This window comes from Nocardioides sp. SYSU D00038, from assembly GCF_016924665.1.
Taxonomy (GTDB): Bacteria; Actinomycetota; Actinomycetes; order Propionibacteriales; family Nocardioidaceae; genus Nocardioides.
This window is the reverse complement of the sequence record NZ_JAFFJT010000030.1, coordinates 1-13,280: the sequence shown is the minus strand read 5'-3', so window position 1 is coordinate 13,280 and position 13,280 is coordinate 1. Positions and strand designations below refer to the sequence as shown.

14 protein-coding genes are annotated in these 13,280 nt (G+C 74.7%); 7 read left to right on the top strand and 7 right to left on the bottom strand.

Annotated elements, in window-relative coordinates; translation table 11 throughout:
* Positions 1 to 429: 429 nt before the first annotated feature.
* Both JT721_RS17615 and JT721_RS17610 read right to left on the bottom strand, forming a co-directional pair.
* Positions 430 to 1,125 (bottom strand): class I SAM-dependent methyltransferase, encoded by a 696-nt coding sequence (locus JT721_RS17615; RefSeq protein ID WP_205474574.1) that lies wholly within the window; start codon positions 1,123 to 1,125, stop codon positions 430 to 432.
* A 9-nt stretch (positions 1,126 to 1,134) separates the two neighbouring features.
* Positions 1,135 to 1,956, bottom strand: coding sequence for a class I SAM-dependent methyltransferase (locus tag JT721_RS17610; RefSeq protein WP_307828119.1), 822 nt, complete (start codon positions 1,954 to 1,956; stop codon positions 1,135 to 1,137).
* 455 nt (positions 1,957 to 2,411) lie between these two features.
* Between JT721_RS17610 and rpsA the strand changes: the two genes are divergently transcribed.
* Positions 2,412 to 3,884 (top strand): 30S ribosomal protein S1, encoded by a 1,473-nt coding sequence (gene rpsA, locus JT721_RS17605; RefSeq protein WP_205474573.1) that lies wholly within the window; start codon positions 2,412 to 2,414, stop codon positions 3,882 to 3,884.
* 141 nt (positions 3,885 to 4,025) lie between these two features.
* Here the strand turns inward: rpsA and JT721_RS17600 are convergent, their stop codons facing one another.
* A complete protein-coding gene (locus JT721_RS17600) occupies positions 4,026 to 4,175 on the bottom strand; it encodes a hypothetical protein (protein WP_205474572.1) in 150 nt (49 codons plus the stop codon).
* 93 nt (positions 4,176 to 4,268) lie between these two features.
* Here JT721_RS17600 and JT721_RS17595 point away from each other — a divergent pair, with 93 nt between their 5' ends.
* Positions 4,269 to 5,213: a GlxA family transcriptional regulator gene (locus JT721_RS17595; protein ID WP_205474571.1), complete on the top strand. Its 945-nt coding sequence runs from the start codon at positions 4,269 to 4,271 to the stop codon at positions 5,211 to 5,213.
* 27 nt (positions 5,214 to 5,240) lie between these two features.
* Here the strand turns inward: JT721_RS17595 and JT721_RS17590 are convergent, their stop codons facing one another.
* Entirely contained in the window at positions 5,241 to 5,753 is a 513-nt protein-coding gene (locus JT721_RS17590) for a hypothetical protein (protein ID WP_205474570.1), read from the bottom strand.
* A gap of 96 nt (positions 5,754 to 5,849) precedes the next feature.
* Between JT721_RS17590 and JT721_RS17585 the strand changes: the two genes are divergently transcribed.
* From JT721_RS17585 to JT721_RS17575, 3 genes are read left to right on the top strand one after another with little or no spacing between them, the layout of a single operon-like run.
* Complete coding sequence (locus tag JT721_RS17585) at positions 5,850 to 6,494, top strand: hypothetical protein (protein WP_205474569.1); 645 nt, start codon at positions 5,850 to 5,852, stop codon at positions 6,492 to 6,494.
* Complete coding sequence (locus JT721_RS17580) at positions 6,491 to 7,093, top strand: hypothetical protein (RefSeq protein WP_205474568.1); 603 nt, start codon at positions 6,491 to 6,493, stop codon at positions 7,091 to 7,093. Before JT721_RS17585 ends, JT721_RS17580 begins: the two co-directional genes overlap by 4 nt.
* The gene (locus tag JT721_RS17575; RefSeq protein ID WP_205474567.1) at positions 7,090 to 7,689 is read left to right on the top strand and encodes a hypothetical protein; all 600 of its coding nucleotides are present in this window, start codon (positions 7,090 to 7,092) and stop codon (positions 7,687 to 7,689) included. The genes JT721_RS17580 and JT721_RS17575 overlap by 4 nt, the downstream gene beginning before the upstream one ends.
* Here the strand turns inward: JT721_RS17575 and JT721_RS17570 are convergent.
* The 3 genes from JT721_RS17570 to JT721_RS17560 are packed head-to-tail and all read right to left on the bottom strand — an operon-like array spanning position 7,670 to position 12,078.
* Positions 7,670 to 8,965 carry a hypothetical protein gene (locus JT721_RS17570; RefSeq protein WP_205474566.1) on the bottom strand — a complete coding sequence of 432 codons (1,296 nt, stop codon included), beginning with the start codon at positions 8,963 to 8,965 and terminating at the stop codon, positions 7,670 to 7,672. The two genes, JT721_RS17575 and JT721_RS17570, sit on opposite strands and share 20 nt — an antisense overlap.
* A gap of 10 nt (positions 8,966 to 8,975) precedes the next feature.
* Positions 8,976 to 10,226, bottom strand: a complete 1,251-nt coding sequence (locus JT721_RS17565) for an AMP-binding protein (RefSeq protein WP_307828117.1) — start codon at positions 10,224 to 10,226, stop codon at positions 8,976 to 8,978.
* Between the two features lie 37 nt (positions 10,227 to 10,263).
* Positions 10,264 to 12,078 (bottom strand): ABC transporter ATP-binding protein, encoded by a 1,815-nt coding sequence (locus tag JT721_RS17560; protein WP_205474564.1) that lies wholly within the window; start codon positions 12,076 to 12,078, stop codon positions 10,264 to 10,266.
* Between the two features lie 72 nt (positions 12,079 to 12,150).
* Between JT721_RS17560 and JT721_RS17555 the strand changes: the two genes are divergently transcribed.
* Both JT721_RS17555 and coaE read left to right on the top strand, forming a co-directional pair.
* Positions 12,151 to 12,561 (top strand): MarR family winged helix-turn-helix transcriptional regulator, encoded by a 411-nt coding sequence (locus tag JT721_RS17555; protein WP_307828116.1) that lies wholly within the window; start codon positions 12,151 to 12,153, stop codon positions 12,559 to 12,561.
* A 10-nt stretch (positions 12,562 to 12,571) separates the two neighbouring features.
* Complete coding sequence (gene coaE / locus JT721_RS17550; RefSeq protein WP_205474563.1) at positions 12,572 to 13,156, top strand: dephospho-CoA kinase; 585 nt, start codon at positions 12,572 to 12,574, stop codon at positions 13,154 to 13,156.
* Positions 13,157 to 13,280: the final 124 nt, after the last annotated feature.

Genomic DNA, 13,280 nt, shown 5'->3' with positions numbered 1-13,280 from the left:
TGGCGACCCGGGCCGGTGGGGCCAGCGCGACCTCGCCCAGCCGGCCCAGCGCGGCGCGGGCGAACCCGCCCCGGCGCGGCCGGTCCTCGACGCCGCGCGCCGACGAGGCCACCTCGGCGTCGGTGAGGGCGCCGAGCACGGTGAGCAGCCCGAGCCCGTCGACGTGGGCGTGGTGGGCCGAGACCACGAGCGCCGGGCCCGCCACGCCCACGACCAGCGGCAGGTCGGGCACCTCGGCCAGCTCGGCGCGCAGGCCGGCGAGGCCGGCGTCGTCGCCGGGGGCGGTGCGCAGCTCGGCGCCGGCCCAGCCCTGGGCGCGCGCCAGCGACGCGAGGCGGTCGCGCAGGTCGTCCGGCCGCGGCGGCCGGTCGAGGGTGGCGGTGAGCAGGATCCGCCAGCGGATCGAGCCGTCGGCGACCCAGCCGGCGCTCACGGCTTCTCGGCCCGCAGCACCAGGCTGATGCCGGGCAGCCGGTGCACGGGCAGGAAGCGCTCGGCGCCCACGACCGCGCGCAGCCCGGCGTTGACGACCGGGTGCACCTCGTCCATCTCGCTCTCGCTGCGGTTGTTGCGGCGCCGCAGCCGGGCCACCGGGCGCAGCAGCACGTTCCACGACCGGACGTCGGTGACCCGCAGCCCGTGCCGCTCCACCAGGCCCACCAGCTCGTCGCGCTCGTAGCGCCGCACGTGGCCGAGCGCCACGTCGTGACCACTCCACAGCCGCATGGAGCAGGGCACCGCGACCAGCAGCCGGCCGCCACGGCGCAGCACCCGGGCGCTCTCGGCGGCCACCGCCTCGTGGTCGTCGACGTGCTCCCACATGTCGGTCGACATCACCAGGTCGAGCGAGCCGTCGGCGAACGGCAGGGCCCGCGCGTCGCCGCGCACCACGTCGAGCCCGCGGCCGGCCGCGATCGCGGCCGCGACGGGGGAGTGCTCGAGCCCGGCGACGGTCCAGCCGAGGTCGCGCAGCACGCCGGTGTTGCCGCCGCCGCCGCAGCCGACGTCGACCGCGCGCCCGGCGGGCACGCCGCGCAGCAGCCGCCGCACGAGGGCGCGCCGCCCGGCGTACCACCAGTGGCGTTGCTCGAGGGCGAACGACTTGCGGATCTCCTGCTCGTCCACGCAGCGACCCTACGGTCCGGCCAGGTCGGCGCCGAAGATCGCGGTGCCGGGGGTGAACCGGCCCCGGGTGCGCGACCAGCCGCCCCACACCCGCTCGTGGCCCTCGGGCCACTCCGGCTCGGCCAGGTCGGTGATCCGGAAGTCGTGCCGGGCGAGCACGGCGACCCAGTCGCCGAGCGTGCGGTGGTGCTCGACGTAGGACACCCGGCCGGTGGCCTCGTCGACCTCGACGTACGGAGTGCGGTCCCAGTAGCTCTGGCTGGCGACCAACCCCTCGGGGCCGGGGTCGTCGGGAAACATCCACCGGGTCGGGTGGGTGATCGAGAAGGCGAACCGGCCGCCGGGGCGCAGTACCCGGGCCACCTCGGCCACCGCGACGTCGAGGTCGGCGATGAACTGCAGCGCCCCGAACGAGCAGAACACCACGTCGAACGACGCCGCGGCGAACGGCAGCGCGGTGGCCGTGCCGAGCACCGAGGGCACGGCGACGCCGGACTCCTCGTCGATGCGCAGACCGTGCTGGAGCTGGCGGAAGGAGAGGTCGAGCCCGTAGCCGCGCCCGCCGCGGGTGCGCACCCACCGCGAGCACTGCCCGGCGCCGGAGCCGACCTCGAGCACGTCGCGGCCCTCGACCGGGCCGAGGATGCCGAGCTCGGCCTCGGTGACGCCCTCGGGGCCCCACAGGAAGCCGGTGTCGCCGAGGAACTCGCCGTGGGTCGCCTGGTACTCGTCGGCGTAGCGGTCCCAGTCGGGTCCGTTGGCCTGCCGCGACTCGCGCTCGTCGACGGCCCGTCGCTCGACCCGCACGGGCGGGTGCGGGGGTTGCTCCACAGCGGCGAGCGTAGCCCGGCCGGAGCGCGTGGCCGCACCGCGCGGTCCGCGCACACGACGGCGCCTGCCGCGCCGCACGAGGCGGGGCGGCAGGCGCCGGTCGTTCCGTGTACGTCGAGCGCGGGCACGACGCGCGTCGGCAGAGTCGCGTCGTGACGTCGCCCACGGCGTCGTACCCTCGTCGCGGCGGGGTATGCGCAACTCGTCCCCGTCCGGTCTGCACCAGTGGTCCCGGCACCCCCGTGGCGGAGGTCGGGGACGCTGGTTGGACTCACCGCGCGGCGGCGGCGTACGCTGGTGGGCGCGCCTGAGGTCTGCCTGCGTCCCGGACGGAGTGGACTCGTGCTCGCTGTTGATGCCCCGCCCTCGGCGGTGGCGCTGAACCCAGTCGATGGTGAACCGGACCGCCGGCGCGCCCGCGACTACATCTGACCGCCAAGGAAAACACCTTCCTCATGACGAGCACCATCATTCTTCCGGACTACGACGCGCCCCAGGTGGCTGTCAACGACATCGGGTCCGAAGAGGACTTCCTCGCCGCCATCGACGCGACGATCAAGTACTTCAACGACGGCGACATCGTCGACGGGACCATCGTGAAGGTGGACCGCGACGAGGTCCTGCTGGACATCGGCTACAAGACCGAGGGTGTCATCCCCTCGCGCGAGCTCTCGATCAAGCACGACGTCGACCCCAACGAGGTCGTCGCCGTCGGTGACAAGGTCGAGGCCCTGGTCCTCCAGAAGGAGGACAAGGAGGGCCGCCTGATCCTGTCCAAGAAGCGCGCACAGTACGAGCGCGCCTGGGGCACCATCGAGCAGGTCAAGGAGGAGGACGGCGTCGTCGAGGGCACCGTCATCGAGGTCGTCAAGGGCGGCCTGATCCTCGACATCGGCCTGCGCGGCTTCCTGCCGGCCTCCCTGGTGGAGATGCGTCGCGTCCGCGACCTGCAGCCCTACGTCGGTCAGACCCTCGAGGCCAAGATCATCGAGCTCGACAAGAACCGCAACAACGTGGTCCTGTCGCGCCGGGCGTGGCTCGAGCAGACCCAGTCCGAGGTCCGCCACGGCTTCCTGACCCAGCTCCAGAAGGGCCAGATCCGCAAGGGCGTCGTCTCCTCGATCGTCAACTTCGGTGCGTTCGTCGACCTCGGCGGCGTCGACGGCCTGGTCCACGTGTCCGAGCTGTCGTGGAAGCACATCGACCACCCCTCGGAGGTCGTGGCCGTCGGTGACGAGGTCACCGTCGAGGTGCTCGACGTCGACATGGACCGCGAGCGGGTCTCGCTGTCGCTCAAGGCGACGCAGGAGGACCCCTGGCAGCACTTCGCCCGCACCCACCAGATCGGCCAGATCGTGCCGGGCAAGGTCACCAAGCTGGTGCCCTTCGGCTCGTTCGTGCGGGTCGAGGAGGGTATCGAGGGCCTGGTGCACATCTCCGAGCTGGCCGAGCGCCACGTGGAGATCCCCGAGCAGGTCGTCCAGGTCAACGACGACGTCATGGTCAAGATCATCGACATCGACCTCGAGCGGCGCCGGATCTCGCTGTCGCTCAAGCAGGCCAACGAGACCGCCGCGGCGGCCGAGGTCGAGGACTTCGACCCGACGCTCTACGGCATGGCCGCGACCTACGACGAGCAGGGCAACTACGTCTACCCCGAGGGTTTCGACCCCGACACGGGCGAGTGGCTCGAGGGCTTCGACGAGCAGCGTGCGATCTGGGAGGAGCAGTACGCCAAGGCGCACGCCCGCTGGGAGGCCCACGTCAAGCAGCAGGCCGAGGCCGCCAAGGCCGAGGTCGAGGCCGGCGAGGCCACGTCGTACTCCTCCGGCGGCGACGCGGTCGACGAGACCGAGGACGGCGGCTCGCTCGCCTCCGACGAGGCGCTCCAGGCGCTCCGCGAGAAGCTCACCGGCGGCGCCAGCTGACCCCTGCCGGCGTCCCGGCCGAGCGCCGGCACCCAGGCACCAGCAACGCGACGAGGGCCCGGTCACCACGAGAGTGGTGGCCGGGCCCTCGTGCTTCCTGTGCTGGGAGCGGGCGGAGCTGGGGACGGGACGTCGGGGACCTCACCGAGCCGCGGGGGAGCGGAACTGCGGGTCCTCGAAGTGGGAGACCGGGGGCCGCCGCGTGTGGCCCTGGCCGTCGTTGAGCACGGAGCGCACCGTCTGGATCATGGCGACCACGGAGACGATGCCGAGGATGAGGAGGAGTGTCATGGCAGTAATCCTGCTCTCGGCGCGATCCTGCCACGAGTGGCAGGAAAGTCATCTGCCGTCGATTTCCTGCCAGAACCGGGGTACGGTGGCGACATGCAGACCGTCGCCGTCATCGTCCAGGAGGGTGCCGAGCCGTTCGGCCTCGGCTCGCTCGTCGAGGTGTGGGGGGAGTCCTACCACCCCGAGGACGACAACCCGGTCTTCGACTTCCGGGTCTGCACCCCGCGTCCCGGCGTGGTGAAGGGGCGCTCCGACTTCGACCTGGTCGTCGAGCGCGGTCTGGAGGCCGCCGCCGACGCCGACCTGGTCTGCCTGGCGCCCAAGTGGGCCTTCACCGAGCACGACGACGCCGTGCTCGACGCGGTGCGCGCCGCCCACGACCGTGACGCGATCATCTACGCCCACTGCTCCGCGGTCTTCGAGCTGGGCGCCGCCGGTCTCCTCGACGGTCGCGACTGCACGACCCACTGGCGCTACACCGACCGGCTCTCCCGCACCTACCCCGAGGCCAAGGTCTGCCCCGACGTCCTCTACTGCCACGACGGCAACGTGCTCACCGGCGCCGGGTCGGCGGCCGGCATCGACGCCTCCCTCCACCTGATGCGCGACAAGTTCGGCGCCCACGTCGCCGCGACCGCGGCCCGCCGGATCGTGGTGCCCCCGCACCGCGACGGCGGCCAGGCGCAGTTCATCACCAACCCGGTGCCGGAGTGCGACAGCGAGACCTTCGGCCCGCTGCTGTCCTGGATCGTCGAGCACCTCGACCAGGACCTCGACGTCGAGACCCTGGCCCGCAAGTCGCTCATGTCGCCGCGCACCTTCGCCCGCCGGTTCCGCGCCGAGACCGGCGCCACCCCCCACGCCTGGGTGACCCGCCAGCGGGTGCTGCGCGCCGAGCAGCTGCTCGAGGAGTCGGACCGGTCGGTGGAGTGGATCGCCGGCGAGGTCGGGTTCGGCAACGCCGCCACCCTGCGCCACCACTTCGGGCGGGTGCGCGGGGTCAGCCCCCAGCAGTACCGACGCGCGTTCTCGGCCTGAGGCCCGACCGGGCCGCAACCGCAGCGGTCAGGCGGCCGGCGGCCGCGAGGCCGGACGGGCCTGACCGGTCAGCAGGAGCGTCGCCAGGCCGACCAGGCCGACGACCAGGAGGCCGTCGCGACGGTTGTCGCTGCGCTCCTGCTGCTCCGAGAGCAGCTCGAGGTAAGCGATGGTCGTCCAGCCGTTGACGACCTCCTGCTGCGGCGCGCCCTCGGTCGACCCGTTGTTGAGGTCGTCCTCGCGCGCGATGGCGCTCCGGCGGTCGTCGAAGGACTCCTCGGGGGCGAAGCCGAGGCACACGCACAGGGTCGCGGCCAGCAGCAGCGCCGCGACCACGTACCGGACGATCGGTCGCCACTCCGGTGCCGGGCCGGAGGTCCGCGGCGGCCGCGGCGGGCCGCTCGGCGGCGGCGGGAGGAAGCGGGGTCGGCCCGACGCGCCCGAGGGCGGGCTCGAGGGCGGGTTGGACGGCGGGCTGGACGGCGGCGGGCCGGCCGAGGGCTCCGGTGGCGTGGGGTCTGGGGTTCCCGGCTGGCTCATCGGTTCAACGTAGGTCAGCCCGCCGCGCCGGCACCAGACCCGCGCCCGGCGCGACCGGGCGCACCGGGACCCCGGGCACGCCCCTAGAATCACGGAGTGCCGACTCGGGAGCCGATGCCGCGTCACGTCGTGCGCACCGGCTCCGCGACCCTCTCGGTGACCCTGGTGGCGCTGGTCGCCACGCTGGCCGTCGCGCTCGTCACCGTGCTGGGGGGCTGGGCCCCGGCGACGCCGGCCGGGCCAACCACCCGCAGCGCGGGCACCGAGATCGAGGCCGCGCCGTTCCGGGTGCGGCTCGACCGGGCCGAGGCGGCGTACCGCGTCGGCGACCGCGACGCCGACGAGGGCCGCGCCTTCCTGGTCGTCGACGCGCGCGTCGAGGTGGCCCACGACGAGACGGCGACCTCGACCACGCTGTCCAGGCTGGTCACCGCCGACCTCGACCACGCCTACGACGTCTACGGCGGCGAGACCGCCGACCCGGCCCCTGAGGTGCGGGTCGCGGCCGACGACACCTCCCTGCTGGGGATCGGCCCCGGGCTGGCCTACGACGTCCGGCTGGTCTTCGTCGTCGACGAGACCGACGTGCCGTCGCGGCTGGCCCTGGTGGTGAGCGAGCACGCCCGGCGGCGCAGCGCGATCGACCGCACCCCCGGCTGGTTCGACCCCGCGCCGGTCGCCCGGGTGGTGCTCGACGTGGCACCCCTGCCGGCGACCCGACCCGAGCCGGAGGGGCTGTGACCGGCCGGGGGTGGGGCCACCGCGCGGGGGTGGCCGTCGCCGCGGCCGCGCTGCTGGCGGCCGGCTCGCTCGTGCAGGGCCTGCTGCCCGACCCCGAGGACGACCCCGGCGCCGCGCCGCACCGGCGCACCGCCGCGGTGGGGGAGCCGGTCGACGTGCGCACCGCCACGGTCACCGTCGAGGGCGTCGACGGCTCGACCCGGGTCGAGGACCTCGGCACCGAGAAGGTCAGCCCCGGCCTGTGGCTGGTGGTCCGCTACACGGTGGTCGCCGAGCGCGAGAACACCGCGATGAGCTTCGCCGAGCTCGAGGACGACGAGGGTCGCACCTGGTCGCTGGCGGCCCGCAACTCCAACTCCTGCACCGCCGGTCCGCCCGGCCTGCCCAGTCACTGCGTCGCGGTGTTCGAGGTGCCGGTCGACGCGGTGCCGACGCTCCGGCTGAGCCTGGCCCGGGAGTCCTCCGACACCCGGTTCGACGCGCTCGCGGTCGTCGACCTCGGGCTGACCGAGGCCGACGCCGAGGCGTTCGCGCTCGCCGGCGTGCTCGCCGTTCCTGACGCCGGGCTCGGCGCGTCGGACGCGGAGGAGGAGTCGTGAGCCGGCGCTGGCTGCTGGTGCTGCCGGTCGCGCTGGTGCTGGCCGGTCTCACGTCCGCCAGCCGCCTGCAGATGTTCTGGTGGCCCGACGAGCTGCACGACCGCACCACCGGCCGCCAGGGCGAGCCGGTGCGGCTGCGTGACCAGTGGGTCGACGAGGCCGGCGACGAGCACCACCGCGAGCTGACCGTGACCCTAGTCGACGTGCGACCGGCCACCACGGTCGAGGGCTTCTCGGGGCCCGAGCGGCTCGATCCGCCCACGGGCACCGCGGTGTGGGAGGTGAGGCTCCGCCTCGACGTCGGCGAGGACGTCCCGCTCGGCGGCTGCCACGTCTCGGTGCTCGACGACGAGGGCCACGAGGCCGACGCCGTCGGCGGCAGCGTCGGCGGGGTGCAGGTGCCGACGACGGCCTGCGAGCCCGAGGGTCGCACGGGTCCGGGCTACGACGGCTCGCCGCCCGACGGCGACGCGCCGCGCCCGGCGTCCTACGAGGTGAGCGCGTACGCCGTGACCGCGGCGTCGATGGTGCCCGACCGGGTGCGGCTGTGGTGGGAGGCGCCCGACGTCGCCGAGCTCAGCCTCGGGTCGCGCTGACCCCTGCGTCGGCGTCCTCGGCGTCCTCGGCGAGCGCTTCGCGCCCCAGCAGCTCGCGGCGGGCGAGCAGCCGGTCGACCGCGGCGGCGACGAGCACGACCACCACCACGGTGTGGACGAGGCGGGTCGCGCCCTCGAGGTAGGGCGAGGCGGCGACCATCAGCCCGGGGTCGCGGGGTCCGATGGCGGCGCGCAGCAGCATGGCGGCCCCCCACTCGGCGAACCGGGCCAGGGTCAGCACGAGGCAGAACGCCAGCACCGGCACCACCCCCGCGTGCGCGGTGGTGCGGAGCCCGGCGACCAGCTCCTCGAACCGACGTCCGAGCGCGTCGCCGGCGCGGCGCCGGCGCTCGGCCAGCCAGGCGACGCGGTCGATCCGGTCGCGCACCCGGGTCACGACGTGGTGGTCCTCCAGGCGGGCCCGGCGTCCCTCGCGGCGCATGCCGGTGAGCACGATCGCGCCGACGGTGAGCCAGGCGACCGGTGTCACCACGATGTCGCCGACGCCGGTGACCACGCCGCCGACCAGGTCGCCCAGGGCGCGCACGGGGGCGGTGAAGGGGCCCAGTGCCGCGGTCACGCCGTGCCACCCTTCGGCGAGCTCCCTGGCCACGACCCGCTCGCCCACCCAGTCGCGGGCGTCGCCCCAGCGCGAGGTCAGGATCGAGGCCAGCCAGGTCAGCCAGGTCACCTCCACGAGCGCGACCGCCAGCCCGCCGGCCACGTGGCGGTCGGCGAGGTCGACGCGGTCCATCACGGTGCGCAGCAGCAGCGCGACGGCGACCAGGGCGAGCTGCCAGCTGGTCACCGTGACCAGGGTGCGGTCGTCGAGCCCGCCGCCGCTCAGCAGGTCGCCGACGCGCACCTCGTCGGCGTAGCTCTCGTTGATGAACTGGTTGCGGTCCTCGTCGAGGTGGCCCTGGATGGCGTAGACCGTGAGGAACGGCACCAGCGCGGCGGCCAGCACGGCGAGGCGCTCTCCGCGGGTGCCGGCCGGGCCGGGACCGACCCAGCGGGTCGACGGGCGCACGGCGCCGAGCATCGCGACCAGCGCGACGACCATGGCCAGCGGCGCCAGCGGCACCAGCAGCGAGGCCAGCACCGGGTGCTCGCGACCCAGGACGACCGCACCCCACATCGCCGCGTTGCGGGCGGCCAGCCCGAGCAGGAAGATGCTGACCAGCGCCGGCCAGTGCCGCACCGCGAGCCGCACCCCGTCGGCGACCACCAGGGCCGCGTCGACCGCCGCGCCGCGCAGCTCCCGGACCAGCGTCACGCCGCGCAGTCTAGGGCGTGGCCCCCGGCAGCTCCTGGCGCCGTACCTTGCCGGTGAGGGTGCGCGGCAGCACGTCGACCAGGTGCCAGGTCTTGGGTCGCTTGGGCGGTGCGAGGTGCCGACCGGCGTACGCCGCCAGCTCCTCCGCGGTCGCGCTGCCGACGACCGCGGCGCAGACCCGCTGGCCCCACGCGGGGTCGTCGACGCCGTAGACCGCGACGTCGGTGACGCCCGGGTGCTCGCCGAGCACCTGCTCGACCTCGAGCGGGTAGACGTTGACGCCGCCGCTGATCACCAGGTCCTCGCGGCGGCCCTCGAGGTGGAGGTAGCCGTCGTCGTCGAGGCGGCCCAGGTCGCCGACCGTGAAGCTGTCGCCGCGCCACGCGGCGGCGGTCTTGGCGGGGTCGCCCCAGTAGGTGAACCGCGCGTGCTCCGGCACCCGGCACCAGATGGTGCCGTCGTCGGCGATCCGCAGCTCGCGGCCGGGCCGGGCCCGGCCGACGGTGCCCGGCCGCTCGAGCCACTCTTCGCTGCGGCACGCGGTGAACTGGCCCTCGGTCGAGCCGTAGAACTCCCACGTCGACCCGGGCGGGAACAGCTCGACCAGCCGGCGCTTGACCGGTGCCGGGCACGGCGCGCCGGCGTGGGCCACCAGGCGGAACGACGACAGGTCCGGCACGCCCACCTCGTCCCAGTGGGCGAAGAGCCGCTGGAGGTGGGTCGGCACGCAGAACATCGTGGTCGGCCGCTCGGTCGCGATCGCGCGGGTGACGGCGACGACGTCGAAGGGCCCCGGCACGACGACCCGGCCGCCGGCGAGCCGGGTGCCGAGGGCGAAGCGGAGCGGCGCGGAGTGGTAGAGCGGGCTGAGGACGAGGTTGACGTCGTCGGGAGCGAACCCCCACAGGTCGCGCTCCTCGGCGACCAGCGCTCGCGCGTGGGGCTCGGGCAGCAGGCCGCTGTAGACGCCCTTGGGCGTGCCGGTGGTGCCGCTGGTGACGTGGATCGGCCGCCCGAGCGGCAGCGCGTCGGGGGGCGCGGTCGGCTGCTCGGCGAGCAGCGCCGCGACCCCCGCCTCGCCCTCGACGACGAGGTGGGGCTCGACCGAGGCCAGGATGCGCTCCCGCTCTCCCGCGGTCAGCCGCGGGTCCAGCGGCACCGGGAAGATGCCGCGGGCCAGCAGGGCGTGCACGAGCACGAGGTAGTCGTGGGTGCCGGGCGCCAGGAGCGCGACCCGGTCGCCGGTGGCGAGGCTGGTCACCGGTCCAGTCTCCACCGACCGGTCGCCGGCGCCGCGGTCAGGCCGCGGTGGCGGCCAGCCCGCCGCGTACCAGGTCGGCGTAGCGGCCACCACGGAGCAGCAGCTCCTCGTGGGTGCCGAGCTCCACGACCCGGCCGGCGTCGAGCACCGCGATCTGGTCTGCGTCGCGCACGGTGGAGAGCCGGTGGGCGATGGTGATGGTCGTGCGGCCGTCGGCGAGGTCGTCGAGCGCCGCCTGCACCTCGCGCTCGGTGGTGTTGTCGAGCGCGCTGGTCGCCTCGTCGAGCACCAGCACCCGGGGGTCGCGCAGCAGCGTGCGGGCGATCGCCAGCCGCTGCTTCTCCCCGCCGGAGAACCGGTGGCCGCGCGCGCCCACGACGGTGTCGTAGCCCTCGGGGAGCCCCACCAGCACGTCGTGGATCCGCGCCGCGCGGGCCGCGGCCTCCAGCTCCGCGTCGGTGGCGTCGGGCCGCGCGTGCAGCAGGTTGTCGCGCACCGAGGCGTGCAGGAGGTAGGTCTCCTGGGTGACCACGCCCACGGCACCGGCCAGGTCGGCCAGGGTCAGGTCGCGCAGGTCGACGCCGTCGAGCCGCACCGACCCGGTGGTGGGGTCGTGCAGCCGGGCGACCAGCCCGGCGAGGGTGCTCTTGCCGCTGCCGGTCTCGCCGACCAGCGCCAGCGAGGAGCCGGCCGGCACCACGAGGTCGACGTCGCTGAGCACCGGCGCGGCGTCGTCGTAGGCGAACCCGACCCGGTCGAGCCGCACCTCGCCGCGCACCCGTCCGAGCCGGGCGGGCGTGGCGGGGTCGTCGATCTCGACGGGCAGGTCCTGGTACTCGAAGATCCGGCTGAACAGCGCCAGCGAGGCGGTCACGTCGACCCCGACGTTGAGCAGGCCCATCAGCGGGCGGAACAGCGAGCCCTGCAGCGACACGAAGGCCACCAGGGTGCCGATGGTCATGCCCCCGCCGGTCACCGGCAGCCCGGCGGCGAGGTAGAGGGCGGCGGGCACGGCGGCGAAGACCACGGTCATCGTGGCCATCCGCCAGCGCCCGGCCAGCTGGGAGCGGATCTCGAGCCCGACCAGCGCCGCGGAGGCGTCGTCGAAGCGGCGGGCCAGGGCCGGGGCGGCGCCGAGGGTCTTGGTGAGCAGCACCCCGCTGACCGAGAGGCCCTCCTCGACCTGGACGTGCAGGTCGGCCAGCGCCCGCTGCCGCTCGGCGGTGACCGCGTGCCGCATCCGGGCGACCTGACGGGTCAGCACGACGGCCGGCGGCAGCACCACCAGCAAGATCAGGGCCAGCCGCCAGGAGAGCGCGACCATGGCCACGGCGGTGCCGAGCACGACGGTGACGTTGGCCGCCACCGAGGTGGCGGTGGACGTCACGACCGACTGCATCGAGCCGATGTCGTTGACCAGCCGCGACTGCACCTCGCCGCCGCGGGTGCGGGTGAAGAACCCGAGCGACTGGCGCTGCAGGTGGGCGAAGAGGTCGGAGCGGAGCCGGTGCATCACCTCCTGGCCGACCGAGGTGGCGAGCCAGGTCTGGACGACGCCGAGCGCGGCGGTGGCGACGGCGATGCCGACCATGCCCGCGACCAGGGCGAGCAGCAGCCCGACGTCCTGGCCGGGCAGCGCCACGTCGATGACGTGCTTGACGAGGAACGGCTGAGCCAGCCCGACGACGGAGCTGGCGACGATCAGGGCCACCACGACCGTCAGTCGTCGGCGGTGGGGCGCGAACAGGCGCGCGATCCGGCGCAGCGACACCGGCGCGCGCTCGAGCTGGCGCCGGTCGGCCCGGCTGGCCTCGGGGGAACGGGTGCCCCGGCGTCCGTGCTGGTCGTCCATCCGACCACCCCTTCTCTAGTCCTGAGGTATCCTCACAATGAGGCCAACACGCGGAGTCGAGGAGATGTTCCCGTGCACCCTGAGAGCACCGGCGACCTGCTGATGGCCGCGGCCCGGGCCCTGCGCCGCCGGCACTCCGCCGTGCTGGCCGGGTGGGACGTGACCCCCGCCCAGGGGCGGGCGCTCAAGCTGGTCGTCGCACTCGACGGCCCGCGCAACTCGGTGCTCGCCGAGCGGCTGCGGATCGCACCGCGATCGGCCACCGAGGTGGTCGACGCGCTGGCGTCGCGCGGACTGGTGGAGCGCCGTCCCGACCCCAGCGACCGGCGGGCGACGACCGTCGTGGCGACCGACGCCGGGCGGGAGCTGCTCACGGTCGTCGAGCGCGCGCGCCGGTGGGAGTCGGAGCGGTTCCTGGCCGGGCTGACGGCCGACGACCGGCGCGAGCTGCACCGGATCCTCGGGGCGCTGGCCGACGGATAGGGTGCGCCCCATGCGGGTGGGGCTGACCGGCGGGATCGCGTCGGGCAAGAGCACGGTGTCGGCGATGCTGGCCGAGCTGGGCGCGGTGATCATCGACGGCGACCAGCTCGCCCGCGAGGTGGTCGAGCGGGGCACGCCCGGGCTCGCCGCGGTCGTCGAGGCCTTCGGCGAGGAGCTGCTCACCCCCGACGGCGACCTCGACCGCCCGGCGATGGGCCGGATCGTCTTCCACGACCCCGAGAAGCGCCGGCTCCTCGAGGGGATCGTGCACCCGCTGGTCTTCGAGCGCTACGCCGAGCTCGAGGCCGCGGCGAGCGAGGCCGACGTCGTCGTCCACGACATCCCGTTGCTCGCCGAGTCGGGCCGGGCCGACACCTTCGACGCGGTCGTGGTGGTCGACGTGCCCGAGGAGCTGCAGGTCGAGCGGATGGTGCGCGACCGCGGCTGGACCGAGGACGACGCCCGCGCCCGGATCGCCTCCCAGGCCACCCGCGAGCAGCGCCTGGCCATCGCCACCCACGTCATCGACAACACCGGCACCCTCGACCAGCTCCGCACCCGCGTCGCCGAGGTCTGGGCCGCCCTGCGCAGCTGAACCCGCGCCGAGCCGTCGTTACTGCACTGCAGTAACGACGGCTCGGCGGGGCCCGGAGACGCCAAGAGCCCCCGTCGGCGTGCGACGAGGGCTCCCCGGCGACGGTCCCGGCGGCGGGGGTCGG